Origin of the sequence: Tardiphaga sp. 172_B4_N1_3 (genome assembly GCF_052076035.1) — a bacterium.
GTDB classification, from domain to species: Bacteria; Pseudomonadota; Alphaproteobacteria; order Rhizobiales; family Xanthobacteraceae; genus Tardiphaga; species Tardiphaga robiniae.
Map to the genome: position 1 here is coordinate 2886999 of NZ_CP197238.1, position 25853 is coordinate 2912851.

Here is a 25853-nt window from a genome sequence, read left to right on the forward strand (position 1 = left end):
CCGGCTTCGCCTGCGAAGGCAAAGCAGAGTGACACGCACAGATGTTCTAAGAACACATGCAGTAACGCCGCCTCCGGCCTGCATGCCATCAGCCGGAATATTGCCCGGCAGTTGGCGGCGCGTCACGGCTTCGGTGGAAAATGCGTTCGCCAATGCTGCGCGACATCGATGCCGCGGCAGAACCATACGCCATCATGCGCGCTCATATGTTCAAGCATCTTGATGAGCCCGCCAACACGGCCAGGACGGCCGATCAAGCGGTCATGCAAACCGATGGACAGCAGTTTCGGCGCGCCGGCGACGCCTTCCGCGTAGAGAACATCGAACGCATCGCGCATGTAAGTGAAGAACTGCTCGCCGGTCGAAAAACCTGAATTCTCGTTGAAGCGATTGTCGTTGGATTCATAAGAGTACGGCACGACGAGAAACGGGCCGTGCTCGGTCTTCACCCAGTAGGGCAGCTCATCCGCGAGCGAGTCGCGGTCATAGAGAAAGCCGCCCTCCTCCGCGAGCAGCCGCCGCGTGTTGGGACCGGGACGTCCGGTCATCCAGCCGAGCGGGCGGCTACCGGTCAGCTCGGTGAGTATCTCGATCGCCTTGCGGATATGCGCACGCTCGGTCGCTTCATCCACATGGCAATAGTCGATCCAGCGATAGCCATGACTCACCATCTCGTGGCCGCGCGCGACGCAGGCTCTCGCCAGTTCCGGATTTTGCTCCATCGCCCGCGCGACGCCGAGAATGCTGACCGGTGCCTTGAAGCGATCGAGAATATCGAGAATGCGCCAGGCGCCGCGACGGCTGCCATATTCGAACACGGACTCCACCAGCGGAACGCGAACGCCCTCTTTCGTCGGCACGCCGATGTCATTCAGCATGCCTTCGGAGACTGCATCGCCATTCGCCAGCGTAGCCTCGCCGCCACCTTCGATATTCAGGCTGATGCTGACCGCAATCTTCGCGCCGTTCGGCCAGCGCGGATCGGGTGACGTGGCGCCGTAACCGACGAGATCGCGCGCCTGCATCGGTTCAGGACGGATGTCGCCGGGCTTCATCGCTGCAAATTCGGACATAGGGCCTCCGGAATGGCTCGGTCGAGTGGCACGGTGCAGGCATCATAACCGAAGAACCAGTCGGTCTCGGTCGGGCCATGCATCCATGAATTGGCGATGGAGATCTGCTGGATGTCGGCGACCCGCGGGATTCGGATCATCGTGTAATGCGCGAAAGCCGTGGCGGAATCGCCGAACTCGGCGATGCAGCGGCTGAGGATCGCGGCGTCCTCGATGGCCGCCGAGCCGCCGGCCGCCATGAATGGACGCACCGCATGGCAGGCATCGCCCATCAGCACCACGCGGCCCTTGTGCCAGGTGTCGTTGCGCGGTCGGTCGAAGATCGGCCACACGGTGACATCTTCCGCCGCTTCCGCCGCGCGCCTGAGATCGGGATGCGCACTGTCGAAGGCGGCAATGAATTCGTCGCGGTCGCCCTTCACCGGTGAACCGTCGCCGTCCCAGCGCGCCATCGGCAGCGCCGCCATGACATAGACCTCGTTGCGGTCGGGCGTCATATAGTAAGCGAGCGTATGCCGGTCGGGCGCCCACCACTTGGTACAGTCGTCGATAGGGTCACCCTTGATGCGGCTCGCCGGAAACACCGCGCGCGGTGCAGAACGCCCGATGAAGCGTGGCTCTTCCGCGCCAAGGATGAGTTCGCGGGTGATGGAGCGAATGCCATCAGCGCCGATGGCGATATCGGCTTCCGCGCTTGTGCCGTTCTCGAAACTCAAAATGAGCGCGTCGCCGCGCTCCTCGATGCCGGTGAGCTTGTGGCCGAAACGGATGGTGCCGGGCGCGAGCGGTCGCTGCAGCAACTGATGCAGATCGGCACGGTGGATGTTGACAAAAGGGCCGCCAAAACGCGCTTCGCATGCCGCGTCGAAATCGAGCCTGTAGAGCTGCTCGCCCGTGTCCCATGCGCGGCTGAGAAACGCATCGGGGCGAATACCGGTGGCGGCGAAGGCGTCTTCGAGGTCGAGCCGGCGCAGCACCTTCGAAACATTGGCGCCGAGAATGATGCCGGCGCCGATGCGCGAAAAACTCGGCGACTGCTCATAGACCGCGACCGGGAAGCCGGCGCGCTGCAGCAGCCCCGCCACCGTCAATCCGGCGAGACCCGCGCCGAGAACGGCGATCCGTGTTCCGCGATCCATCTCTCACCTCGTTCCAGCGGCGCCACAGCGTCCGGGTAGCACATCATTCTATAGCGAATGATTTCGCATAGAACGGGCCGATCGCGACTGTCAAGCGACGGCCTGAGCCGCCTCAGAAACGAGCGATATGCGTTTATTTTTCGCTATTTTTTGTTGTTCGCGGTGAGTTTTTGGGCAGCGCCGCCGTTGATCTTCATCAAGGCCGCCCTTAGGATTTATTCGATTGCGAATGAATTTGAACGCGCCGCTTGCGCACCGAAAGCCGGCCTCCTCCTCACCCGCCACTGAAGGTCAGACCATGAAATTCCGCGCTCGCCTCACCGCCGCCCTGCTCGCGACCCTGGCTACGGCCGGCGTCTCCACCGCGCAGGCTGCCGAGATCAATTTCATCACCGATTTCGGCTTCAACGGCCGCCACGCTTATTTCTACGTCGCCCGCGAGAAGGGCTACTACAAGGCCGAGGGCTTCGACGTGACCTTCGTGCGCGGCCAGGGCTCGGCCGACGCCATCAAGAAGGTTGCTGCCGGCGTCGCGACCTTCGGCTTCGCCGATGCCGGTTCGCTGGTGCTGGCGCGCGGCAATGACGGCGTGCCGGTGAAGCTGGTCTCCGTGGTCTATGCGAAGCCGCCGCAGGCGATCTTCGCCATCAAGGGCAGCGGCATCAATTCGCCGAAGGATCTCGAAGGCAAGACCGTCGCCGACACCGCATCAAGCTCGGTGCGCCTGCTGTTCCCGGCTTTCGCCAAGGCCGCCGGCATCGACGCCAGCAAGGTGAAGTGGGTGGTCGCCGAAGGCTCGGCGCTGCCGTCGCTGCTCGCCAATGGCCGCGCGGATGCGATCTGCCAGTTCTCGGTCGGCGAGCCGCTGATTGCAGCAGCCGTGGCGCCGAAGGAAGTCACCCGCATCAATTACGCCGACTCCAATCTCGATTATTACGGCAACGGCCTGATCGCCTCCGAGGAGATGATCGCGAAGAGCCCGGATCAGGTGAAGGCCTTCGTCCGCGCCACCATCAAGGGCATGAAGGACGCCTTCGCCAATCCGGCGGAAGCCGCCTCCATCATGGCGAAGTATCAGAAGGAGCTCGCACCTGCCGTGATCGAAGGCGAGACCAGGCTGGTGAAGGAACTCGCGGAGGTGAAGGGATCGCTCGGCCATATCGAGCCGAAGAGCATCGCCAGCACCGTCGATGTGATGTCGGCCAACTTCACGCTGAAGAATCCCGTGAAACCGGAAGACCTGTTCGCGCCGGGCTTCATCGACTGATGACGGCGATCCCCGCACACAATGATGCGCCGTCGCGGACTGCCGCGGCGGTGGTTCCTGCGATCGACCTCAAGGGCGTCATCAAGACCTATCCCGGGCGCGACGGCAAAGCCACGCATGCACTCGGCCCGGTTGATCTGCGCATCGATCCCGGCAGTTTCGTCTCGGTGGTCGGCCCATCAGGCTGCGGCAAGTCCACGCTGCTGCGCCTCGTTGCAGGGCTGGAAATGCCGGACACCGGCACCATGCAGCGCTATGGCACGCCGCTCGACGGCCCGTCGCATGAAGTCGGCATCGTGTTTCAGGAGCACGTGCTGTTTCCATGGACCAGCGTGCTCGACAACGTATTGCTTCCCGCCGACGTGCTGGCGCTGCCGAAAGCCGCCGCGCGCGAGCGTGCGCTGAAGCTGCTCGAACTCACCGGCCTGAAGGATTTCGCCCATCAGCGCCCGCAGGCACTGTCCGGCGGCATGAAGCAGCGCGCCGCCTTCTGCCGCGCCATGATCTCCGATCCGCGCCTGCTACTCCTCGACGAACCCTTTGGCGCGCTCGACGCGCTCACTCGCGAGGAATTGTCGCTCGAACTCTCGCGCCTCTGGCAGGAACTGGGCCGTGCCGCGCTGCTCATCACCCACGATATCGAGGAGGCGATCCTGCTCGGTGACCGGGTGTTGATCATGTCGGAACGCCCCGGCACCATCCGTGCCGACATCACCATCGATCTGCCGCGTCCGCGCGATGCCGACACCGTGAAGCTGCCGCGCTTCCAGGAGATCAAGAACCAGATCCGCGACGTCATCTTCAACCGGACGGGTGGCTGATCATGTCCTTCTCGCGCTTCATCGACCGCGCCGCCACGCCGCTGATCTATCTGGCGCTATTGATCGGCTGGGAACTCATCTGCGACGCCCTGAAGATTCCGACCTGGATCCTGCCGGCGCCTTTGGAGATCTATCATTCAGCCGTGAAGTGGGCGCCGGAGCTTGCCTCCAATACGCTAGTAACGCTCCGTGAAACGGTGCTCGGCTTCGTGCTGGCGATCGCGCTGTCGCTGCCGCTGGCGATCCTGATCAGCCTCAATCCACTGGCGCGCCGGATCATCTATCCGATCCTGCTCGGCCTGCAGTCGGTGCCGAAGGTCGCCGTGGCGCCGCTGATCATCCTGTGGTTCGGCCTCTCGGAATGGCCGAAGATCCTGGTCGTGGTGCTGGTCTGCTTCTTCCCGATCCTCGTCAACATGGTCGCCGGTTTCGAGGCTGCGCCAAAGACCATGCTCGACCTGATGCGCTCGCTCGGCGCCTCGCCGCATATGGTGTTCCGCCGGCTGCGCGTTCCCGTGGCGCTGCCGCACTTCTTCACCGGCTGCAAGGTGGCGGTGACCTTCGCCGTGATCGGCGCTGTGATCAGCGAATTCGTCGCCGCGCAGGACGGGCTCGGCTATCTGATCCTGACCTCCACCGCGCAGTCGCAGACGCCGCTCGCTTTCGCCGCCATCGCGCTGCTCACCGTGCTAAGTATTGCGCTGTTTCACGGCATCGAGTTTATCGAACGACGTGTGATCGACTGGACGCCGTGACGCCATGACTGACGAGACATCTGGATCGAAACCACCCTCGCGTCGTCCGACGCGCGCGCGCGCGGCAATGCGCGAACAGGTCGATGCCATTTTCTCGCAGTGGCAGACGGAGCGGCCGGATATCGACCCCAGCCCGGTGCACATCTACGGTCTGATCGGCCGGATTCAGATGCAATGTACGGCCCTCATCGACGAGGCGCTCGCGCCCTTCGAACTGACGCGCGGCACCTATGACGTGCTGACGGCGCTGCGCCGCGCTGGCGCGCCCTACAGCCTGTCGCCGAAGCAGATCGCCCAATCACTGCTGCTCAGTGGCGCAGGCCTGACCAGCCGGCTCAACAAGCTGGAAGCGCAGAACTACCTGGCGCGGCTACCGGAGCCGAATGACCGCCGCACGCTGCGTGTTCAGCTCACCTCCGCGGGCGAGACCGTCATCAACGAAGCGATTCCGCGGGTGTTCGACGTGCAGCGGGAGTTGTTGGCACCGCTCGGACTCGAAGGGCAGCAGTTGCTGATGCAGGAGCTGATGCGTTTTGCGGATGTGATCGACGGCCGGCAGAGCGAGATCAAAACAGACACGGCGCCGGTGGTGGAGTGATCCTTCCTTCTCCCCTTGTGGGAGAAGGTGGCACGGCCGAAGGCCGTGACGGATGAGGGGTCCGGCCGGGCTCGGAGCTTGTGGCTACCCCTCACCCGTCTCGCCGCTTCGCGGCGATCCACCCTCTCCCACAAGGGGAGAGGGAAGAGAGCCTTCCGCTTTACGCCTTGCCGCCCGAGCCCTTGCGGGTGTCATTGACCCAGCTCTTCGCGCCGGTGGCGAGAATGCCGCTGTCGTTGAGCAGTGTCACCAGCTTGAAGCCCATGCCGATGTTCTTGGCGGCGCCGACCGGGCCCGAGCAATGGATGCCGGGATTGAGGCCGCGCTTGTCGCATTCCTTGATGAGCTTGTCGTAGATCTTGAGGATCTCCGGCTCCTCGCGATCGAGCTTCGGCACGAGGCCATAGGAGAAGCCGAGGTCGGACGGCCCGACATAGACACCATCGATGCCTTCGACATCGAGAATGGCTTCCATGTTGTCGACCGCGGTCTTGGTTTCCAGCATCGGCAGGCAGATGATGTCGGCATTCGCCGTCTTCTGGTAGTCGCCAGCACCGCCATACATGCCGGAACGGATCGGGCCGTTGCTGCGGGTGCCGCGCGGCGGATACTTGCAATACTGCACGAAGTTTTCGGCTTCTTCCTTGGTGTTGACCATCGGGCAGATCACGCCATAGGCGCCGCCATCGAGCACCTTGCCGATGATGCCGGGCTCGTTCCATGGCACGCGGACCATCGGCGTCACCGGATGCGCACCCATCGCCTGGAAGCACTCCACCATCGACATGTAGTCCTGCACGCCGTGCTGAATATCCACGGTGACGCTGTCGAAACCGCACTGCGCCATCACTTCGGCAGAGAAGCCCGACGGAATCGCGAGCCAGCCGTTGACGGCGACCTTGCCCGCCTTCCAGATTTCCTTGACTTTGTTTGCCATCGTCGATGGTCCTTCTTTTGGTTGGTAGTGATGACTTGAGTGCAGCAGAGTTGAGTTCGAGAAATTACGACGTCGCCTTCTTCACGGCTTCTTCGCTCACGCCGACGTCGCGGGCGGTCTGCACGATGGCAGCCCAGGTCTCATCCGGCAATGGCACGCCATTGGCGGTGCGCTCGGCGCGAGTCTTCGCTTCGTTGTCGCCGGGGATCAGAACCGCATCGACGCCAGCGGCCGGCTTGGCGCTCTTGAAGAAGTCGACATAGCGCGCGACTTCGCCATCGAAGAAGTTCGCGGGGTCGATCACCTTCGGATCGATATAGATCGAGAACATGCCATTGGCGAATGGCCGATCATACTTGGTGGCACCGTTGCCGGTGAGCGCTCCCCCGAGCAATTCGCAGATCAGCGCGAGGCCCGAGCCCTTGTGATCGCCGAAGGCGCGGATCGCGCCGGTGCCCTTGGAGTGATCGCGCGGACCTTGCATCTCATGCGGGCCGTAAAGCAGCGCCGGATCTTCGCTCAGCGTGCCGTCGGGCGCAATCAGCGCGCCCTTCGGCAGCTTCTTGCCGCCGCGCGAGGCGACCAGCACCTTGCCTTCGGCAACAACCGAGGTCGCGAAATCCAGCACCACCGGCATCTGTCCGGGACGCGGAATGCCGACGCAATAGGGAGCGGTGGAGAGGCGACGCTCGACACCGCCATAGGGCGCGACCAGCACGGAGCCTGCCGCGGTGACAAAATGGATCGAGACCAGGCCCTCGGCCGCGGCCATCTCGGCCCAGTCGCCGATGCGGCCGATGTGACCGGAATTCTTGGTGGCGATGGCGGAGAGACCGGCCGCCTTGCACTTCTCGATGCCGAGCCTGACCGCCTGCGGGCCGACCGTCTGGCCATAGCCGAAGCGGCCATCGACGACGGCGAGCGACGGCGTATCGACGGGGATCTCGATGGTCTGGTTCGGGGTGATCATCCCGTTATTGCGCCAGCGGATATAGACCGGCACGCGGATGACGCCGTGGCTGTCATGGCCGGTGAGGTTCGCTGTCGTGAGATAGGTCGCGATGCGCCGGGCTTCTTCCGGAGAAGAGTCGGCATGGGTGAACACGTCGGCGACGAAATCGATGAGCTTGTTGACTTGAACTGTAACCATGGCGGGACATTCGTCCTTGTTGATGGGCAGCGAGGCCGTCGGTGCAAGCCCTCAATGGGCCGCAAGACCCGCTGCAGGTTTGCCATGACCGCCGAGATAGGCGGCCGCGATGGCCTCGTTGGCCCAGAGATCCTCCGGCTTGCCGCCGAGCACGATACGGCCGGTTTCCAGCACGTAGCCCTGATCGGCGACGGATAGTCCCATGCGCGCATTTTGCTCCACAAGCAAGACCGTGGTGGAGAGGCGGATTTCCGTGATGATGCGGAACACCGCTTGCACGATGACCGGCGCGAGGCCGAGCGACGGCTCGTCCAGGAGTAGCAACCGCGGCTTGGCCATCAACCCGCGCGCGACGGCGACCATCTGTAACTGACCACCGGACAGCGTCCAGCCGAGCGCACCAGAGAATTTCCGTATGTCGGGAAACAGGTCGAACATCGCGTCGGCTTCACCAGACAATTCGGACTTGCTCGCTTTGCGGTTGGAGCCCCCGAGCATGATGTTCTCTTTCACCGTCAGGCCGGGAAACACCCGCCTGCCCTCCGGCACATGGGAGATGCCCATCCGCACGATGGCTTCCGGGCCCAAACCTGCAATGGACTTGCCGTCGAACAGGATGTCGCCGGATGCTGGCTTGGCGAGACCGGAGATCGCACGCAGCGTGGTCGACTTGCCGGCACCGTTGGCACCGAGCAGCGTCACCACCTGCCCTTCCTCGACATTGAACGACACACCGCGGAGCGCGACGATTTCGCCGTAACGGACATTGAGATCGTTGATTTCAAGCAGCGGCATCAGTCTGTTCCGAGATAGGCCGAGACGACGTCGGGATGGCGGAGCACCGCCATCGACTCGCCATCGGCAATACGCCGTCCGAAATTCAGCACGGTGATATGCTGGGCTGCTTCCGACACCAGCGTCATGTCGTGATCGATGATCAGGATGGTCAGCCCCTGCGCGGCGATGCGCTTGAGCAGTTCATGCAGTTCGAGCTTCTCGGTCGAATTGAGGCCGGCAGCGGGCTCGTCCAGCAACAGCAGCGTCGGGTTCGCCGCCAGTGCGCGCGCGATCTCGATCAGGCGCTGATGGCCGTAGGAGAAGCTGGAGATCAGCTCCATGGCGCGCGGGCCGAGGCCAACGAAGGTCAGTGCTGCTAGCGCCCGCTCGGTCAGCGCGGCTTCATCGCCCTTGCCGGTGAGCGTATTGCCCGGACGCTCGGCGCCGATGATGACGTTTTCCAGTGCGGTCATCGAGCGGAACAGGCGGATGTTCTGGAAGGTGCGGCCGAGCCCCGCTGCTGCGCGCAGATGCGGCGGCATCGTGGTGACGTCGGTGCCGTCCAGCACCACCTTGCCTGAGGTCGCGTTGTAGAGACCCGACAGCACGTTGAGCGTCGTGGTCTTGCCGGAGCCGTTGGGGCCGATCAGCGCATGCACGCCGCCGCGGCGCACGGATATGTCGACCTGATCGACGGCTTTCAACCCGCCGAAATGTTTCGACAGGCCGGTGACTTCGAGCACCATGTCGCCGCCGGTCGCCGCCGGCTTGAGCTGCAGCGGCGCGCTGGTCACAGCCACCTTCTTGCTGCTGCGCATGCGATCATAGGCCGCGGTGACAAAGCCCCAGATGCCGTCGGGCATGAAGCGAATGATCAGGATCACCGACAGGCCGTAGATAGCCAGATAGAGGCCGGGCACACTCTTGAGGAAGCGCAGCCATTCCGGAATGAGGATCAGAAGGCCCGTGCCGATGGCCGAGCCGATCGGCGACGCCACACCGCCGAGCAGCGACATGGTCAGGAACACGATGGACTCAGCAAAGGAGAACTGATCCGGACTGATATAGGCGAAGCCGCCGGCGAACAGGCCGCCACCGAGACCGCCGAGCACAGCCGATATGGCGAAGGCATAGACCTTGGTGCGGAACACATCGATGCCGTTGACGCCGGCTGCGAGTTCGTTGTCGCGCACCGCGCGCATGGCGCGGCCGAGCCGCGTCTCCGGAAGATGCCAGACGATATAACCGACCAGAGCAAGCATCGCGACGCAGAAAGCGAGATAGGACTGCGACGACAGGAACAGCGACGGACGTCCGATCTTCGACACGCCGTCAGGCCCCTTGGTGAGCCAGATCGCATTGATCATCACCAGCGTGACGATCTGCTGGAACGAGATCGTCACCATCGCGAGATAGTGGCCACCGAGTCGCAGCGTCGACAGGCCGAGCACCGCGCCGGCGACCAGCGCCATCACGCAGCCCGCCACCAGACACAGCCAGTAGCTGAGCTGATAGTCCGTGGTGCCGATACCGACCGCATAGGCGCCGAAGCCGAAGAACGCCGCCTGCGCCAGATTGATCTGGCCGCACAGGCCGAGCACCACCGACAGGCCGAACACGGCGATGGCGAAAGTGGTGGCCTGCATCAGGATGTTGAGGATGTAGCCGTCGAACTGCATCGACGCGGCGAGGAAGACCACGATAGCCGCGCCGATGAAATACGGCGCGTGACGCAGCAGCAGCGGTTTCGGACGCGTGATGACCACTGCCGGGATGTTGTCGCTGGAGGTGCTCATGCTTTCTCCGCGACACGTTCGCCGAAGATGCCCTGCGGACGGAACACCAGGAACAGCACCAGCACGAGGAAGGCGAAGCCGTCCTTGTAGGGCACGGAGATATAGGCGGCGCCAAATGTCTCGATGATCCCGAGCGCGAGACCGCCGATGATGGCGCCGGTGACATCGCCGAAGCCGCCGATGATGGTAGCTGCAAACGCCTTCAGCGCGATGGTGGAGCCCATCTGGATCGACACGAACAGGATCGGCGCGACCAGAAGCCCGGCGAGACCGCCGAGCACGGCCGAATAGATGAAAGTGACCATGATCATGGTCGAGACGGAAATACCGAGCAGCGACGCCATCTCCTTGTCCTGCGAGGTCGCCTGCAGCTTCTTGCCGATCATCGTGTGTTCGAAGAACCAGTAATTGAAGATCACCAGCGCGATGGTGACCACGATGATCAGCAGATACTGGCTGTCGAGATAGACCGGACCGAGCTGGATGCCGGGCGTATCGAACCAGCCCGGCAGCACCTGCGGCTGCGGGCCGTACAGCGCCAGCACGCCATTGGCCATCAGGATCGAGGCGCCGATGGTGGCGATGATCACAGGCAGATAGGTGCGGTGACGCAGCGGATAATAGACGCCGAGATTGAAGATGACGCCGATGATCGCCATGCCGGCGAGCGCAATGATGAAGGACAGCCAGTAAGGCAGTTCCAGATCGACGGCGCAGACCACCATGAGATAGGCGGCGACCATCGAGAACTCGCCCTGCGCGAAATTGACGACGTTGGTGGCGCGGAAGATCAGCACGAAGCCCAGCGCGACCAGCGCATAGACGGCTCCGATGCCGACTCCCGTAAACAGTAACTGCAGTACCAGATCCATCAGGCGCGCTCGGTGGGAGGTGATTTTGCCAAGAACTCGTCATTCCGGGATGCGCCCGCTTCGGCGCAGACCCGGAATCTCGACATGGTGAGCGCGGCAACAGGCGCTGAACATTTCGGGATTCCGGGGCGCGACCGCCTGACGGCGCTCGCGCCCCGGAATGACAACGGTGTGGCGGGTTCACGCGCGGAAGACGCGCGTGCCCCGGGATGACGATTTAGGCCATCGGTCGACGGCCCTCACCGTCAGTTATCGAATTCGATGTGCTTGTCGAAAACGATGTTGCCCTTCTCGTTCTTCACGATGTTGTAGCCGTGCAGACCGTCGCCGTTCTTGTCGAAGTTGTATTCGCCTTCGGCGCCCGGATATTTCTTGATGGCGACGATGGCCTCGCGGATCTTCTGCGGATCGGTCGAACCGGCATTCTTGATGGCCATGGCCAGAACGTTGATCGCATCATACGGCCACGAGCTCTGGTTATCCGGCGCGACCTTGTAGGCATCGCGGTAAGCCTTGCCGAAGGCCTTCGACGCCTCGGAGGAATCTTCCGCGTAATCGGCGACGCCATAGGTGCCGTACAGCGCGGGACCGGCGAGCTTCAATGCGGTGACGTTGACGATCGAGGGTGAGCCGACCCACGGAATGTTGACGCCGAGCTGACGCAGCTGACGGGCAAAAATGCCGAGATCGTTTTCGAAGGTGAAGTATGAGCCGAGAATGTCGGCGCCGGACTGCTTGATCGCGAGCACGACCGGCGTGAAATCCTGGCTCTGATTGGCATAGCCCTGATCGAGCGCGACGGTTGCACCCAGCGGCCCGAGCGCTTCGGTCAGCGCTTTGCCTCCCGCGGTGCCGAAGGCATCGGTCGAATGCAGCACAGCCCACTTCTTCTTGTCGAGATTCTTGACGCCATATTCGGCGATGACGCGGCCGGAATAGCTGTCATTCGGACGAAAACGGAACAGCCAGGGATTGCCGAGCTTGGTGAGGTTCGGATCGGTACCGCCGAACATTACAGGCTTGCCGAGCTTGAGCACGTCAGGCGCCATCGCATGCACCTGAGTCGAGCGGATCGAACCGAGGAAACCGACGATGTCGGGATTGGCAGCAAGCTTGGAGAAGGCCAGCACGATGCCGGGATTGGTGGTCTGGTCGTCCTCGATGATCAGTTCGATCTGTTTGCCGAGGATGCCGCCCGCCTTGTTGATGGCCTCGACTGCGAGTTTGGCGCCGCCGGTCGCATATTTGCCCGCTTCCGCCGCCGGTCCCGTAATCGGCGCGCACATGCCGATCTTGATCGTTCCGCCGCCCTGGGCGCGCGCGCTGCCAATGATGTAGGGGGCGGTCAGACCAGCGGCCAATCCTGCCGTGAATCCACGTCTCGTGAGCGTCATCGTTCTCTCCCTAAGAGGCCGGACTTGAGCGCCAGCCTTCTTTTGATGGCGGGAGTTGAGCGAAAAATTCTTCTCCTGTCTACAGCCCAGCGAAATTCGTACGACGAATTAACGCTCGCGTGACGTGCGACGGCCTTGCCGCAAAAATATGCAGATCAGTTATTCACCCGTGTCATCGCCATCCGCGCCGTCGGCTGCAGGCATGGCCAGCAGCGCGGCTTCCAGCTCATGCAACAAGGCCTGCAGATCCGACAATTTGCGCGCACCGAAGCGCTTCGTCATCTCGGCATAGATTGCCTCCGATGTGGGCGCGACAGCTTCGATCAATTTCAATCCCTTTGACGTGATCGAGACAATGCTGCGGCGCAAATCGGCCTTCAGCAAGCGCCGCTCGATCAGCTTGCGCCCTTCGAGATCGCGCAGGATGCGCGACAGGCTCGGCCCCAGCAGGAAGGCGACGCGCGCGAGTTCCGTCACCTCGATCTCGCCCGACGCCGCCAGCGCGCGCAGGATGCGCCATTGCTGTTCGGTGAGATCATGCGCCCGCAGCGATGGGCGAAAATGTCGCATCACCGATTCCCGCGTTCGCAGCAGCGACATCGGCAGCGACTGTGAGAAGTCGCGCATCGGGATTTTCGCAGCGACCTTGGCGGCGGTCCGTGGCTTTGATGCTGTTGTCATGATCGCCTCTATAGGATGATTCTGGCGCACCGCAGTGTGCAACGCACAATCGAATTGTCACGGCCGGGGTTTGATCGCAACAACTTAACATGTTAATCACTTTGTCGCGCGGCTTTTCTGCGCGGGATGACGACCCGATGGCACTCACCTCTTCAGACATATCAAGCGCGGCAGAGCGCCTGCATCACGCCGAGAAGACGCGGACGCAGATCCGGCAACTGTCGCTGGATCATCCCGGCATCACCATCGACGATTCCTATGCGATCCAGAAAGCCTGGATTGCAATCAAGACCGGTGAAGGCCGCGTCGTGCGCGGCCACAAGATCGGCCTCACCTCCAAGGCGATGCAGAGCGCGCTGAATATCGACGAACCGGATTCCGGTGTGCTGCTCGATGACATGTTCTTCGCCGATGGCGGCATCGTTCCCACCGATCGCTTCATCGCAACCCGGGTCGAGGCCGAGCTGGCTTTCGTGATGAAGACGCGGCTCACAGGCCCGGATTGCACGATGTTCGACGTGCTCAATGCCACCGACTTCGTGGTCCCAGCGCTGGAAATTCTCGATACCCGCGTCGAGCGCGTCGATGCGGCGACGAAAGCCACGCGAAAGATTTTCGACACCATCGCCGACAATGCGGCGAATGCCGGGATCGTGCTGGGCGGCCGACCGATGCGTCCGCTGGAGACCGATCTGCGCTGGGTCGGCGCCATGTGCCATCGCAACGGCCAGCTCGAAGAAACCGGCCTGGCCGCTGGTGTGCTGAATCATCCCGCCACCAGCGTCGCCTGGCTGGCCAACAAGATCGCGCCGCATGGGCTAGCGCTGGAACCCGGTCAGGTCGTTCTCGCCGGCTCGTTCATTCGCCCCATCGAGACCCGCAAAGGCGACACGATCCAGGCGGACTATGGCCCATGGGGCACCGTGAGCTGCTACTTCGGCTGAACAGGGATCACGCACAATGCCGCATTTCACCATCGAATATTCGGCCAATCTCGACGGCGCGATCGATATCAGCGCGCTCTGCGAGGTCATCCGCAATGCTGCGGTGCAGACCGGCATCTTCCCGCTCGGCGGCATCCGCGTCCGCGCGATCCGCTGCGAGCATTATGCCATCGCCGACGGCCGCGCCGGCCTCAGCTTTCTCGATATCCTGCTGCGGATCGGCGAAGGCCGCTCGCTCGAGGCTCGCCAGACGGCAGGTGCGCATATCTTCGATGTGGTCTCGACCCATCTCGACAATGTTTTCGCCGGCGGCCGATTTGCGCTGTCCTTCGACATGCAGATCAACGACAGCGCGACCAGCTGGAAGCGCAATCCCATTCACGACCTGCTGAAAGCCGAGGCCAACAATGGCTAAGACTCCTACCGATCCCGCCGCTGTCCTTCAGGCCAACACCGAGCGCGCCGCGCCGCTGCTGAAGACACTCAAGGCCGACGGCATCGGCAATATTATCGATGGCCGGATCGTGCCGTCATCGTCGGGGGAGGTGTTCGAGACGACATCGCCGATCGATGGCACCGTGCTGGCACAGGTCGCGCGCGGCACGGCAGCGGATATCGACAGTGCCGCCAAGGCCGCCCATCGCGCCTTCAGAGAATGGCGCGACATGGCGCCGACCACGCGCAAGAAGCTGCTGCACCGCGTCGCCGATGCCATCGAGGACAATGCCGACGACATCGCTGTGCTGGAATGTATCGACACCGGCCAGGCGCATCGCTTCATGGCCAAGGCCGCGATCCGCGGCGCCGAGAATTTCCGCTTCTATGCCGACAAATGCCTGGAGGCGCGCGACGGCCAGAACATGCCGGCGGATGAGCACTGGAATGTCTCGACTCGCGTGCCGATCGGCCCGGTCGGTGTCATCACGCCGTGGAACACGCCGTTCATGCTATCGACCTGGAAGATCGCGCCGGCGCTGGCCGCCGGTTGCACGGTGGTGCACAAGCCGGCCGAATGGTCGCCGGTCACGGCGGATCTCCTCGCAAAGCTCGCCAAGCAGGCCGGACTTCCCGACGGCGTGCTGAACACCGTGCACGGCTTCGGCGAAGAGTCCGGCAAGGCGCTGACCGAACACCCGGCCATCAAGGCCATCGCATTCGTCGGCGAGAGCGCCACCGGCTCCGCGATCATGGCGCAGGGCGCGCCGACGCTGAAGCGCGTGCATTTCGAACTCGGCGGCAAGAATCCCGTGATCGTGTTCGACGATGCGGACCTCGACCGCGCGCTTGATGCCGTGGTGTTCATGATCTATTCGCTGAATGGCGAGCGGTGTACATCGTCCAGCCGGTTGCTGGTGCAGGCGAGCATTGCCGATACATTCATCGAGAAGCTCACGGCCCGCGTGCAGGCGCTAAAGGTCGGGCATCCGCTCGATCCCCGGACCGAAGTCGGTCCGCTGATCCATGAGCGGCATCACGCCAAGGTGTGCAGCTATTTCGACATCGCACGGCAGGACGGCGCGACCATCGCCGTCGGCGGCAAGCCGCATGACGGCCCCGGCGGCGGTCATTACGTGCAGCCGACGCTGGTGACTGGCGCGCACAAGGACATGCGCGTGGCACAGGAGGAAGTGTTCGGCCCGTTCCTCACGGTGATCCCGTTCAGCAACGAAGCTGAAGCCATTGAGATCGCCAACGCCGTGCAATACGGCCTCACCGGCTATGTCTGGACCAATGACGTGGGCCGCGCGCTGCGCGTGGCCGACGCGCTGGAGGCCGGCATGATCTGGCTCAATTCAGAAAATGTCCGCCACCTGCCGACGCCATTCGGCGGCATGAAAGCCTCCGGCATCGGCCGCGACGGCGGCGACTATTCGTTCGAGTTCTACATGGAAACCAAACACGTCTCGCTCGCGCGCGGGACGCATAAGATACAGCGCCTCGGTATCTAGACTGTCATTCCGGGGCACGTGCGCCCTTACGCACGTGAACCCGGAATCTCGTGCGGTTCATCCCCCTCTGAACCGCCCGGCATCGAGAAGTGATGAACATATCGGGATTCCGGGTTCACGTGCGCTAGTGCGCACGCGCCCCGGAATGACGAGATAAAAACGCAGGAAACGCCCATGCCCGTGCCGACCCACGTGTTCGATCCGCCCTTCAACATCCTGCGCTCCAGCCACGTCGTGCTGGATGTCACTGATCTCAAGGCCAGCCGCGCATTCTATGAGAACGCGGTCGGTCTGCATGTCGAGGACGCCGACAGCGAGACGGTGTATCTGCGCGCCGTCGAGGAGCACCAGCATCACTCGCTGGTGCTGCGCAAGGCGGCTACGGCCGCCTGTCACCGGCTCGGCTTCCGCGTCGCCAGCGAGAACGATCTCGACAAGGCCGCCGCCTGGTTCGCCGCCAACGGCGTCACCTATTCCTTCGTCGAGCGCCCGTTTCAGGGCCGCACGATGCATGTCACCGATCCGTTCGGCTTCCAGATCGAACTCTATGCGACCATGGAGAAGCGCCCGCATCTGCTCCGCCGCTTCGATCTTTACAAGGGTTGCCATCCGCAGCGGCTCGATCATTTCAACGTCTTCGCCGCCGAGGTGCAGGACACCGTCGACTTCTATGCGCGGCTCGGCTTCCGGCTGACCGAATATGGCGAGGAGGACGGCGAAGGCGGCCGCATCGCCGCTGCCTGGATGCATCGCAAGGGCAATGTGCACGACTTCGCCATCACCAATGGCAAGGGGCCGCGGCTGCACCACTTCGCCTATTGGGTGCCGACCGCGATGAACATCCTGCATCTCTGCGACGTGATGGCGTCATCGGGCTATCTGAAGAACCTCGAACGTGGCCCCGGCCGCCACGGCATCTCCAATGCGTTCTTCCTCTATGTGCGCGATCCCGACGGCCATCGCCTCGAGCTCTACACGTCAGACTACCAGACCATGGACACCGACCACGAGCCGCTGCGCTGGTCGCTGAAGGACCCACGCCGGCAGACTCTTTGGGGCGCGCCTGCCCCGCGCTCGTGGTTTGAACAAGGCTCGCCGTTCAATGGGCAGGCCGTGCGTGAGCCGGCTTTCGTGGCGGATGTGACGATTGCGGATTGATGACAATAGAGTGTGAGGAACACGCGCGATGACCCACTCCCGCCTCGCCACCTTCACCGTCAACGGAGCCCTGAAATACGGCGCCGTCGCCGACGATGGGATCGTCGATCTGTCCGCGCGCTACGGCGGGGATTATCCGACGCTGCGCGAGGCCATCACCCATGGGGCCTTGCACCGGCTCGCAGATGCCGCTGCCAACCAGCCTGCCGATTTTGCATTGGAGAGCATCACCTGGCAGCCGCCGATCCCCGCCCCGGAAAAGATCATCTGCATCGGCGTCAACTATCCGGACCGCAACGCCGAATACAAGGACGGTCAGGACGCGCCGAAATATCCCTCGATGTTCATGCGCACGCCAAGCTCCTTCGTCGGGCATGAGGCGCCACTGGTGCGGCCGCGCGTATCCAGGCAGCTAGACTATGAAGGCGAAGTGGTGCTGGTGATCGGCAAGGCCGGGCGCCACATCGCCGAGGGCGATGCGCTGGACCACATCGCTGCGCTGACGCTCTGCAACGAAGGCACCATCCGCGACTGGGTGCGGCACGCCAAGTTCAACGTCACCCAAGGCAAGAATTTCGACTCCACCGGCAGTCTCGGGCCATGGATCGTGCCCTATACCGACGAAAGCCAGATCGCTGACATCCGCCTCACCACGCATGTCAACGGCGAGCTGCGGCAGGATGATCGCACCTCGCGGCTGATGTTCGGCTTCCGCTATCTCCTAAGCTATATCTCGACCTTCACGACACTCGTGCCCGGCGACGTGATCGTCACCGGCACGCCGACCGGCGCCGGTGCGCGCTTCGATCCGCCACGCTATCTTGTCCCTGGCGATGTGATCGAGATCAAAGCGGATGGCATCGGGACGCTGCGCAATGGCGTCGTCGACGAACACTAACGGATTGGAATACGCATGACTGTTCTCACCGGTGGCGAAGCCATCGTCAGCGGGCTCAAGGCGCACGGCATCGACACGATCTTCGGCCTGCCGGGCGCGCAGGTCTATGGCCTGTTCGACGCCTTTCATCAGGCGAAGCTGAACGTCATCGGCGCACGCCACGAACAGGCCTGCGGCTACATGGCGTTCGGCTATGCCCGCGCCTCCGGCAAGCCCGGCGTGTTCAGCGTGGTGCCCGGCCCGGGCATTCTCAATGCCAGCGCGGCGATGCTGACCGCCTTCGGCTGCAATGAGCCGGTGATGTGCCTCACCGGTCAGGTGCCAACGGATTATCTCGGCAAGGGCCGCGGTCATCTGCATGAGATGCCCGACCAGCTCGCGACGCTCAGAAGCTTCGTCAAGTGGGCAGAGCGCATCGACTATCCTGCGGACGCGCCGACAAAAGTGGCGCGCGGATTTCAGGAGATGATGTCCGGCCGCCGCGGTCCCGTGGCGCTGGAAATGCCATGGGATGTGTTCACGCAGCGCGCGGAAACCGCTGCAGCGACGACGTTTGAACCGTTCGCCGCGCCGCAGCCCGATCCTGATCGCATCAAGGCCGCAGCCGCTCTGATCAAGGGGAGCAAATCGCCGATGATCTTCGTCGGCGCGGGCGCGATGGACGCAGGCGACGACATCCTCGCACTCGCCGAGATGATCGACGCGCCCGTGGTCGCGTTCCGCTCCGGCCGCGGCATTGTCAGCAATGCCCATGAGCTCGGCCTCACCATGGCCGCCGCCTATAATCTGTGGCCGCAGACCGATCTGATGATCGGCATCGGCTCGCGGATGGAATTGCCGACCACGTTCCGCTGGCCGTTCCGGCCGGAGGGGCTGAAGTCTATTCGTATCGATATCGATCCCGTCGAATTCAGACGGCTCACGGTCGATGCGCCGATCGTTGCCGATGCGACAGAAGGAACGCGCGCGCTGGTCGCCGCCGTAAGCAAGGCCGGATACACGAAGACCTCAGGCCGCCGCGAGATCATCCGCGCAGCCTCGGCGAAAGCGCAGAAAGATATCAAGGCGATCCAGCCGCAGATGGCCTATCTCGACATCCTGCGCGATGTGCTGCCGGACAACGCCATCGTCACCGACGAGCTGTCGCAGGTCGGCTTCACCTCATGGTTCGGCTTTCCGGTCTACCAGCCGCGCACCTTCATCACCTCGGGCTATCAGGGCACGCTCGGCTCGGGTTTTCCCACAGCGCTCGGCGCCAAGGTCGCGCATCCCGACCGGCCGGTGGTGGCGATCACCGGCGACGGCGGCTTCATGTTCGCGGTGCAGGAACTGGCGACGGCTGTGCAATTCAAGATCGGCGTGGTGACGCTGGTGTTCAACAACAATGCCTATGGCAATGTGCGGCGCGACCAGTTGCAGGTGTTCGACGGCCGCGTCGTCGCCGCCGATCTGGTCAATCCGGATTTCGTCAAGCTCGCGGAATCCTTCGGCATCGGTGCTATCAGGGTGACGTCACCGGCGGAGTTCAAGCCGGCGCTGGAAAAGGCACTGGCCGATGGCGGGCCGTATCTGATCGCGATCGACGTCCCGCGCGATTCGGAAGTCAGTCCGTGGGCGTTCATTCATCCGAAGAAGCCTTCTTAACCTCTCCCCGCTCTGCGCGGGGAGAGGTCGACCGGCGTAGCGTAGCGAAGACGGTCGGGTGAGGGGCGAGGCAAGAAAGAGGACACATGCTCAACCTGTCGGGTCGAAGATGTGCGATCCGAGAGGAATAGTTCGCAGCGACTGCAGTGGATGCCCCTCACCCGCCGCGCCCCTCGATGCTGCGCATCGAAAGGCGCGTCGACCTCTCCCCGCAAATGCGGGGAGAGGTTAGCGCGTTACTGCTTCACCGGCGGATCCAGCAGCATGCAGCCGCCATCCGCGATCGGCCGCATGATGTCTTCGGCCTTCACCTTGCCCTTGATGGTGAGCAGGTCCCACTCGCCTTTGACCTCCGACGGCTTCTTCACTTCCGCCAGCAGCATGTCGTTCATCAGCCGGCCGTCCTCGCGTACGCGGGCGCCGGGCGCGAAGAAATCATCCACCGGCATCGCCTTCATCTGACGCATCACCTTCAGACCGTCATTCTCGTTGGCGGCTTCCGCAGCGCGCAGATAATGCTTCACCGCGCTATAGACGCCAGCCTGCGCATGGGTCGGCATCTTGCCGTGCTTGGCCATGAAGCGCTTGCCGAATTCGCGGCTCTTGTCGTCATTGTCCCAGTAATAGCCTTCGAGATACTGCACGCCTTGCGTGGCCTCCGAGCCTAGCGCCTTCACCGAGGTGAGATAGAAGATCAGCACGGCGAGCTTCTGCTTGCCCTCGCCGATCTGGAATTCGCGCGCCTGCTTGATATTGGTGACGGTGTCGCCGGACGCATTGGCGAGCGCGATCACCTTGGCGCCAGAGGATTGCGCCTGCAGCAGGAACGACGAGAAATCCATCGTGCCGACCGGATGCTTCACCGCACCGAGGACCTTGCCGCCGGCAGCTTCCACCACTTTCGAGACTTCCGCCTGCATGGCGATGCCGAATGCATAATCCGCCGTGATGAAATACCAGGTATCGCCGCCCTGCTTGACCACGGCCTTGGCGATGCCCTGCGCCAGCGAATAGGTGTCGTAGAGCCACATCGCGGCGGTCGGCGCGCATTGCTTGCCGAACACGTCGGCCGTGGCCGAACCAACATGCACCAGCACCTTGCCGCGCTCGCGCGCCATGTTCTGCACCGCCAGCGAGATCGCGGAATTGCCGATATCGAAGATCGCATCGACGCCCTGCTGATCGTAGAGATCGCGCGCCAGCGATACGCCGATATCGGTCTTGTTCTGATGATCGGGGCCGAGCAGTTTCACCGGCAGGCCACGCACCTTGCCGCCGACATCGTCGATCGCAAGCTGCGCCGCAACCACGCTGCCGGTGCCGCCGGCATCGGAGAATACCGAACTCTTATCGTTCAGCACGGCGATGGTGAGAGGTTTGGTGATGGGTTCGGCAAGCGCCGAACCGTTCAGGCAAGCAACAGCAATGGCAGCCAATATGCCCATTCGGGTCATTGTCGTTTCCTCGTTCTGGTTTTTATTGAGGAAAGCGTAATGGCGGCTGAATGCCTTGGCCAGCGAAATTTAATCGATCGATTAAATCGTCTCCTCACACTGTCATTCCGGGGCGCGCACTTGCGCGAACCTCAGCCACTCCAACTGGAGTGGCGGGGAATCCCGATGTGTTCATCGCTCCTCAATTCCGGGCCGCGGAAGGTGATGAACATAATGGGATTCCGGGTTCGGTCCCGTCGCCTACGGCGTCGGTCCCGCCCCGGAATGACGAGTGTGTGGCACGCGCTGCCACCGAACCGCAGCGAGCGCCAGTAGTCCAGCACCGGCGACCGCCCAGCATGCGACGGGCGCCCAGTGCAGGAACGGCGCGTAGTCCGGCAGCTTCTGCAATCCGCCGGCGACCGCGGCCATGCGTGCGAAGGTTGCGAGCGCGAGCGCCGAGAAGACGAGACCGATGACCTTGCCTTCCGCGCCGGTCTCGCCGATCGCCATCGCCGCCGACACCGCGCTCATCATCATGCAGCCCCATGCCGCGCCGGCGATGAATTGCTCCGCGATCAGCATGTTCAGATTAAGCGCGAACTCGGCACCGATCACCGCAAGCGCGCCGAGCAATCCGGCTACCCCGATGACGAGGATTCCGCCCTGACGCTTGACCACCGCGCTGGCCGGAAACATCGCAATGTTGAAGCCGATCCAGAATATCGGCATCAGCCATTCCAGATCGGCCGGCTTGGCGAAGCGCAGGAACATCGGCGCGCTGTTGATGCTGAAATGCAATTGGAAACCAAGCGCGAGAATGACCATGGCAGCGATGAACAGCATGGGCATGCGGCCGAGCGCCTTGCCTTGCGCCGGCGAAGCCTTTGCCTCACGGGCGCTGACCTGCACGAGGCCACGCTCGACGCGCGACAGCGCCAGCGTCACGATCAGCAAAACCACGCCGGCAACAACGAAAGGCAGCCGCGGATCGACGCCGCGCAATGTCGCGCCGAGATAGGGCGCGAGCGCACCCGCGACGCCATAGCCGAGCATGGCCAATGCCGCGAGAAACGGCCGCGACGGGCGTGCCGCATATTTGCCGAGCAATGTCAGCGGCGGCGCGCGCAAGGCGGAGGATGTCGCCGACCAGATCACGATCAATGCGATCAGCGCGACTTGCGCCTTCGGCCCTTGCCCGGCAACGAAAGGCAGCGCGACGAAGGCTGCGCAGGACACTGCGGTCAGGATGCCCACAATGAGACCGAGCCGCCCGACCACGCGCGCGATCCTGTCAGCGACCAGGCCCATCGCCGTATCGGTGACGGTGAAGATCGCCTGATCGAGCATCAAGATGAAGATCACGACGGTCGGCGCAATGCCTACATCGGCGGCGAGCTTCGGCAGATAGATCACATAGGTGACCCAGCCGAGCGTGAAGACCAGTTGCAGCACGGCGAGATAGACGCCCGCAGCATTGCTGGTGGCGGCCTGTGTGCCGGTTCGTTCCTGCTCGCTCATGGTCCCCTCGCGCCGCCCGACCATAGAATGGTCGCGGCAGCCAAGGAAAGCGTTCAACGCTTCTCTTCCTTCCCTTCTCCCCTTGCGGGAGAAAGTGGCGCGGCCGAAGGCCGTGCCGGATGAGGGGTAATGCTGGAGCTCCGCTGCTACCCCTCTCCCGTCTTCGCTGCGCGAAGCCACCCTCTCCCACCCTGCACAGCTTCGCTGTGCGTGGGGGAGAGGGGAAAATCAGCGCGTCACTGCGTCTTGCGGAAGGTCAGATTGATCCGCTGGCCGCCCATCACCGGATGCTCGCCGTCCGGCAGCGGCGCGACGCCGTGATAGGCCAGCCGCGCCGGGCCGCCCCAGACCACGACGTCGCCATGGGTCAGACGATAGCGCTTCTGCGGCGCGCTCCGTGTGAGACCGCCGAACAGGAAGGTCGCCGGCAGGCCGAGCGAGACCGAAACGATGGGGGCGTCGAGATCGAGCTCGTCCTTGTCCTGGTGCAGCGAAAGTTTGGCACCGGGCTTGTAGCGGTTGATCAGGCAGGCATCGGGCACGAAGGCCTCGAAGCCGGCACGAACCGCCGCGCGTGCGGCGAGATCGTGAAACGGCGCCGGCATTTCGGGCCATGGCTTGCCGCTATCGGGATCGACGGTGTCGTAGCGATAACCGCGTGCGTCAGACACCCATCCGACACGGCCGCAATTGGTCATGGCGACCGACATAGTGTGACCGCCCGGCGTGACCAGATGGCGGAACGGCGCCGCCTTCACCATAAGGCGCAGCGCCGCGATCACATCCGGCTGTTCGGTGGCGAAAAAATTGCGCAGCAGCACCGCGCCCTCGGCGAGCTCTTCACACGCGGGCTGGTCATCCCTAATATCAGCGAACAGATCGGTCATCGCGGTTGTTCAGTCGTCCCGTCACTTCGCATCGTGAAAGATCACCCCGAGCGTATGGCGCCGGCCGGACTTCACCCGGCTGACGCCATGGCGCAGATTGACGCGATAGCTGCCGCGCGTGCCGGCAACCGGGCGATGATGCACGGCGAACACCACCGCATCGCCCTGCCGCAAGTCTACCACTTCGGCGCGCGACTGCATGCGCGGCCGCTGCTCCGTCAACACGAATTCTCCGCCGGTGAAATCCTCCGATGGTTCCGACAGCAGGATCGCGACCTGCAGCGGAAACACGTGCTCGCCATAGAGATCCTGATGCAGGCAATTGTAGTCGCCGGCCTCATACTGCAGCAACAGTGGCGTCGGCCGTGTCTGGCCCGCCTCATGGCAGCGCTTGAGGAACGCAGCGTGATCGGTGGGAAAGCGCACGTCGATCCCCATCGCCTCGTTCCAGCGATTGGCAATCGCGCTCAATGGTCCGTAGAGCGCGGGGCGCAGACCGGCGATCGGATCTGGCAGCGGATAATTGAAATACTTGTATTCGCCACGGCCGAAGCCGTGACGGCCCATGACGATGCGGCTGCGGAAACGGGCGTCGTCGGAATAGAGCGAAGCGAGGTGACGGCACTCATCGGCGGTGAGCAGTTTCTCGAACACGGCGCAGCCCTGCGCGTCGAGATCGGCAGAGATGCGCTGCCAGTCGATGGCGTCGATGCGCGCCTGCGGCGCGGCGTCACTGTTTTCTGGGCGCTTCTTCGCCAGTGAAACCATGTCATCGCCTCCGTCATCCGGCCGCGATCAGGGTGTCATGGCCTGTTGGCCATTTTGGGGAGATGGGCGGGTGAAGCCACCCGATTTCCGGCCCCTAACCTCTCCCCGCTCTTTTGTTCAGTCGGGAGACATGGTTGACACCTGTTCGGAGACATCACTGACACTTTTTGTGCCAGTCAAGTCGATTTCTGCGACTTTCCGGCTGCCGAAGAAAATCCCGTAGTGGCCATCGCTGTCCAAGGGGCGGATTGCCAGCCGTTCGCCGCGAAAGGCTTTTGGTACGCGCCATCGCCGGCCCTTGAAGTCGATGCGCGGATTGACTGAGACGCGGCGCACGATGTCATTGCTGGCATATTCGACCTCGACGATTTTGTCGGGCATCGGCCGCGTGCTGGGTTTGTAACGGGTAGCGGGAACGTCCATGCCGAGTGCTTCGTGGGGGCGTTGCAGATTGTAGACGGTGCGCCATGTATCGAAAGCGCGCTGTAGTTCGGCAAAGTCGCGGAACCGGCGTGCCGCGAATACTTCGGCCTTGAGGGAACGGTGGAAGCGTTCGTTCTTGCCGCGGCTTTGCGGGTGGAACGGCCTTGCATAGATCGTGTCGACGCCAAGCTTGAGCAACCAGACCCGCAGGGCAGTCCAGCGCGAGCCGCCGCTGTCGCCCCAAGGCGAGCCGTTGTCGACGAAGAACGCGTCCGGCAGACCATAGCGCCGGAAAGTCTGTATCAGCCGCTGCTGCACGGTTGCACTCTGTTCGTTTGCGCAGGCCTGGATGCAAAGTGCATAGCGCGAGTGGTCGTCGATTACGGTGAGCGGATGGCATGCTGCGTTGTTGGCCAGCGGCATGCGCCCTTTGAAATCCATCTGCCATAGCTGGTTGGGCGCCTCCTTCTCGAAGCGCTGCAGCGGCTGTGTTGCGCCGCCCGGCGGCAGGATAATGCGGCCGTTGCGGTGCAGGATCTCATGCACGGTGGAGATCGCCGGCGGTGTCATCCCGTCACGCTGCAGGCAGTACGCAATCTTGCGCGCGCCCCAGGCCGGATGGGCATCGCGCACCGCAAGCACCAGCGTCTCGATTGCCGTATTGCTGCGTCGTGGGCTGACAAGCGGTCGCCGCGACCGATCGGCCAGTTCCGCATCGCCGGCCTCGACCCGCGCCAGCCATTTGTAGCCGGTCTGCGGGCTGATCCCGAACCGCCGACACAGTTCTCGCCGATTGACGCCCTCCTGCATTGCCAAAAGGGCAAACTCCCGCCGCTGATCCATTGCCGACACCTCGCGCCATGGCATGGAAACCTCCTGAAAAGGAGGACTCCAGCCAATCTGAATGTGTCAACTATGTCTCCGAACACCTGTCAGCGATCTGTCCGGACTGAACATCTTTGCGGGGA

General features: G+C 63.2%; 24 protein-coding genes. 10 read left to right on the forward strand and 14 right to left on the reverse strand.

Translation table 11 applies throughout. The annotated features are described in order from the left end of the window. Positions 1-122 precede the first annotated feature (122 nt). The gene (locus AB7783_RS13690) at positions 123-1073 is read right to left on the reverse strand and encodes a polysaccharide deacetylase family protein (RefSeq protein WP_441277931.1); all 951 of its coding nucleotides are present in this window, start codon (positions 1071-1073) and stop codon (positions 123-125) included. Continuing rightward, a complete protein-coding gene (locus AB7783_RS13695) occupies positions 1052-2212 on the reverse strand; it encodes an FAD-dependent oxidoreductase (RefSeq protein ID WP_441277932.1) in 1161 nt (386 codons plus the stop codon). The genes AB7783_RS13690 and AB7783_RS13695 overlap by 22 nt, the downstream gene beginning before the upstream one ends. 298 nt (positions 2213-2510) lie before the next feature. Between AB7783_RS13695 and AB7783_RS13700 the strand changes: the two genes are divergently transcribed. From AB7783_RS13700 to AB7783_RS13715, 4 genes are all read left to right on the forward strand, one after another. Next, on the forward strand, positions 2511-3479 hold the full coding sequence (locus tag AB7783_RS13700; protein WP_441277933.1) for an ABC transporter substrate-binding protein: 969 nt from the start codon (positions 2511-2513) through the stop codon (positions 3477-3479). Then, positions 3479-4300, forward strand: coding sequence for an ABC transporter ATP-binding protein (locus AB7783_RS13705; protein ID WP_441277934.1), 822 nt, complete (start codon positions 3479-3481; stop codon positions 4298-4300). The genes AB7783_RS13700 and AB7783_RS13705 overlap by 1 nt, the downstream gene beginning before the upstream one ends. Positions 4301-4302: 2 nt before the next feature. Beyond that, positions 4303-5055, forward strand: a complete 753-nt coding sequence (locus AB7783_RS13710; RefSeq protein ID WP_441277935.1) for an ABC transporter permease — start codon at positions 4303-4305, stop codon at positions 5053-5055. 67 nt (positions 5056-5122) lie between these two features. Next, a complete protein-coding gene (locus AB7783_RS13715) occupies positions 5123-5653 on the forward strand; it encodes a MarR family winged helix-turn-helix transcriptional regulator (RefSeq protein WP_441277936.1) in 531 nt (176 codons plus the stop codon). A 160-nt stretch (positions 5654-5813) separates the two neighbouring features. Here the strand turns inward: AB7783_RS13715 and AB7783_RS13720 are convergent, their stop codons facing one another. From AB7783_RS13720 to hpaR, 7 genes are all read right to left on the reverse strand, one after another. Beyond that, on the reverse strand, positions 5814-6590 hold the full coding sequence (locus AB7783_RS13720; protein ID WP_068735824.1) for an HpcH/HpaI aldolase family protein: 777 nt from the start codon (positions 6588-6590) through the stop codon (positions 5814-5816). Between the two features lie 64 nt (positions 6591-6654). Continuing rightward, positions 6655-7740: a malate/lactate/ureidoglycolate dehydrogenase gene (locus tag AB7783_RS13725; protein WP_441277937.1), complete on the reverse strand. Its 1086-nt coding sequence runs from the start codon at positions 7738-7740 to the stop codon at positions 6655-6657. Between the two features lie 51 nt (positions 7741-7791). After that, the gene (locus AB7783_RS13730; protein ID WP_441277938.1) at positions 7792-8535 is read right to left on the reverse strand and encodes an ABC transporter ATP-binding protein; all 744 of its coding nucleotides are present in this window, start codon (positions 8533-8535) and stop codon (positions 7792-7794) included. After that, positions 8535-10313 (reverse strand): branched-chain amino acid ABC transporter ATP-binding protein/permease, encoded by a 1779-nt coding sequence (locus AB7783_RS13735; protein ID WP_089265091.1) that lies wholly within the window; start codon positions 10311-10313, stop codon positions 8535-8537. Before AB7783_RS13735 ends, AB7783_RS13730 begins: the two co-directional genes overlap by 1 nt. After that, positions 10310-11185: a branched-chain amino acid ABC transporter permease gene (locus tag AB7783_RS13740; protein WP_439077774.1), complete on the reverse strand. Its 876-nt coding sequence runs from the start codon at positions 11183-11185 to the stop codon at positions 10310-10312. Before AB7783_RS13740 ends, AB7783_RS13735 begins: the two co-directional genes overlap by 4 nt. 245 nt (positions 11186-11430) lie before the next feature. Next, positions 11431-12579, reverse strand: a complete 1149-nt coding sequence (locus AB7783_RS13745; protein ID WP_115029792.1) for an ABC transporter substrate-binding protein — start codon at positions 12577-12579, stop codon at positions 11431-11433. A gap of 159 nt (positions 12580-12738) precedes the next feature. Continuing rightward, on the reverse strand, positions 12739-13260 hold the full coding sequence (hpaR, locus tag AB7783_RS13750; protein ID WP_441277939.1) for a homoprotocatechuate degradation operon regulator HpaR: 522 nt from the start codon (positions 13258-13260) through the stop codon (positions 12739-12741). A gap of 137 nt (positions 13261-13397) precedes the next feature. Here hpaR and hpaH point away from each other — a divergent pair, with 137 nt between their 5' ends. The 6 genes from hpaH (at position 13398) to AB7783_RS13780 (ending at position 19853) form a co-directional block, all read left to right on the forward strand. Continuing rightward, positions 13398-14204 (forward strand): 2-oxo-hept-4-ene-1,7-dioate hydratase, encoded by an 807-nt coding sequence (hpaH, locus tag AB7783_RS13755; protein ID WP_441277940.1) that lies wholly within the window; start codon positions 13398-13400, stop codon positions 14202-14204. A gap of 16 nt (positions 14205-14220) precedes the next feature. Next, the gene (locus AB7783_RS13760; protein WP_093756551.1) at positions 14221-14619 is read left to right on the forward strand and encodes a 5-carboxymethyl-2-hydroxymuconate Delta-isomerase; all 399 of its coding nucleotides are present in this window, start codon (positions 14221-14223) and stop codon (positions 14617-14619) included. Further along, the gene (hpaE, locus tag AB7783_RS13765) at positions 14612-16153 is read left to right on the forward strand and encodes a 5-carboxymethyl-2-hydroxymuconate semialdehyde dehydrogenase (protein ID WP_441277941.1); all 1542 of its coding nucleotides are present in this window, start codon (positions 14612-14614) and stop codon (positions 16151-16153) included. The genes AB7783_RS13760 and hpaE overlap by 8 nt, the downstream gene beginning before the upstream one ends. Positions 16154-16327: 174 nt before the next feature. Continuing rightward, entirely contained in the window at positions 16328-17311 is a 984-nt protein-coding gene (gene hpaD, locus AB7783_RS13770; RefSeq protein WP_441277942.1) for a 3,4-dihydroxyphenylacetate 2,3-dioxygenase, read from the forward strand. A gap of 28 nt (positions 17312-17339) precedes the next feature. Then, complete coding sequence (locus AB7783_RS13775; RefSeq protein WP_441277943.1) at positions 17340-18209, forward strand: fumarylacetoacetate hydrolase family protein; 870 nt, start codon at positions 17340-17342, stop codon at positions 18207-18209. 15 nt (positions 18210-18224) lie between these two features. Beyond that, on the forward strand, positions 18225-19853 hold the full coding sequence (locus tag AB7783_RS13780; RefSeq protein WP_441277944.1) for a thiamine pyrophosphate-dependent enzyme: 1629 nt from the start codon (positions 18225-18227) through the stop codon (positions 19851-19853). Between the two features lie 236 nt (positions 19854-20089). On the opposite strand, the gene AB7783_RS13785 is transcribed toward AB7783_RS13780, so the two are convergent. The 5 genes from AB7783_RS13785 to AB7783_RS13805 form a co-directional block, all read right to left on the reverse strand. Continuing rightward, a complete protein-coding gene (locus tag AB7783_RS13785; RefSeq protein WP_231079972.1) occupies positions 20090-21307 on the reverse strand; it encodes an ABC transporter substrate-binding protein in 1218 nt (405 codons plus the stop codon). 240 nt (positions 21308-21547) lie between these two features. After that, the gene (locus tag AB7783_RS13790; RefSeq protein WP_441277945.1) at positions 21548-22807 is read right to left on the reverse strand and encodes an MFS transporter; all 1260 of its coding nucleotides are present in this window, start codon (positions 22805-22807) and stop codon (positions 21548-21550) included. A 236-nt stretch (positions 22808-23043) separates the two neighbouring features. Beyond that, complete coding sequence (gene alkB / locus AB7783_RS13795) at positions 23044-23694, reverse strand: DNA oxidative demethylase AlkB (RefSeq protein WP_441277946.1); 651 nt, start codon at positions 23692-23694, stop codon at positions 23044-23046. A 21-nt stretch (positions 23695-23715) separates the two neighbouring features. Next, a complete protein-coding gene (locus AB7783_RS13800; RefSeq protein ID WP_441277947.1) occupies positions 23716-24462 on the reverse strand; it encodes a 2OG-Fe(II) oxygenase in 747 nt (248 codons plus the stop codon). A gap of 117 nt (positions 24463-24579) precedes the next feature. Then, complete coding sequence (locus AB7783_RS13805) at positions 24580-25752, reverse strand: IS481 family transposase (RefSeq protein ID WP_441276790.1); 1173 nt, start codon at positions 25750-25752, stop codon at positions 24580-24582. Between the last annotated feature and the right edge of the window lie 101 nt (positions 25753-25853).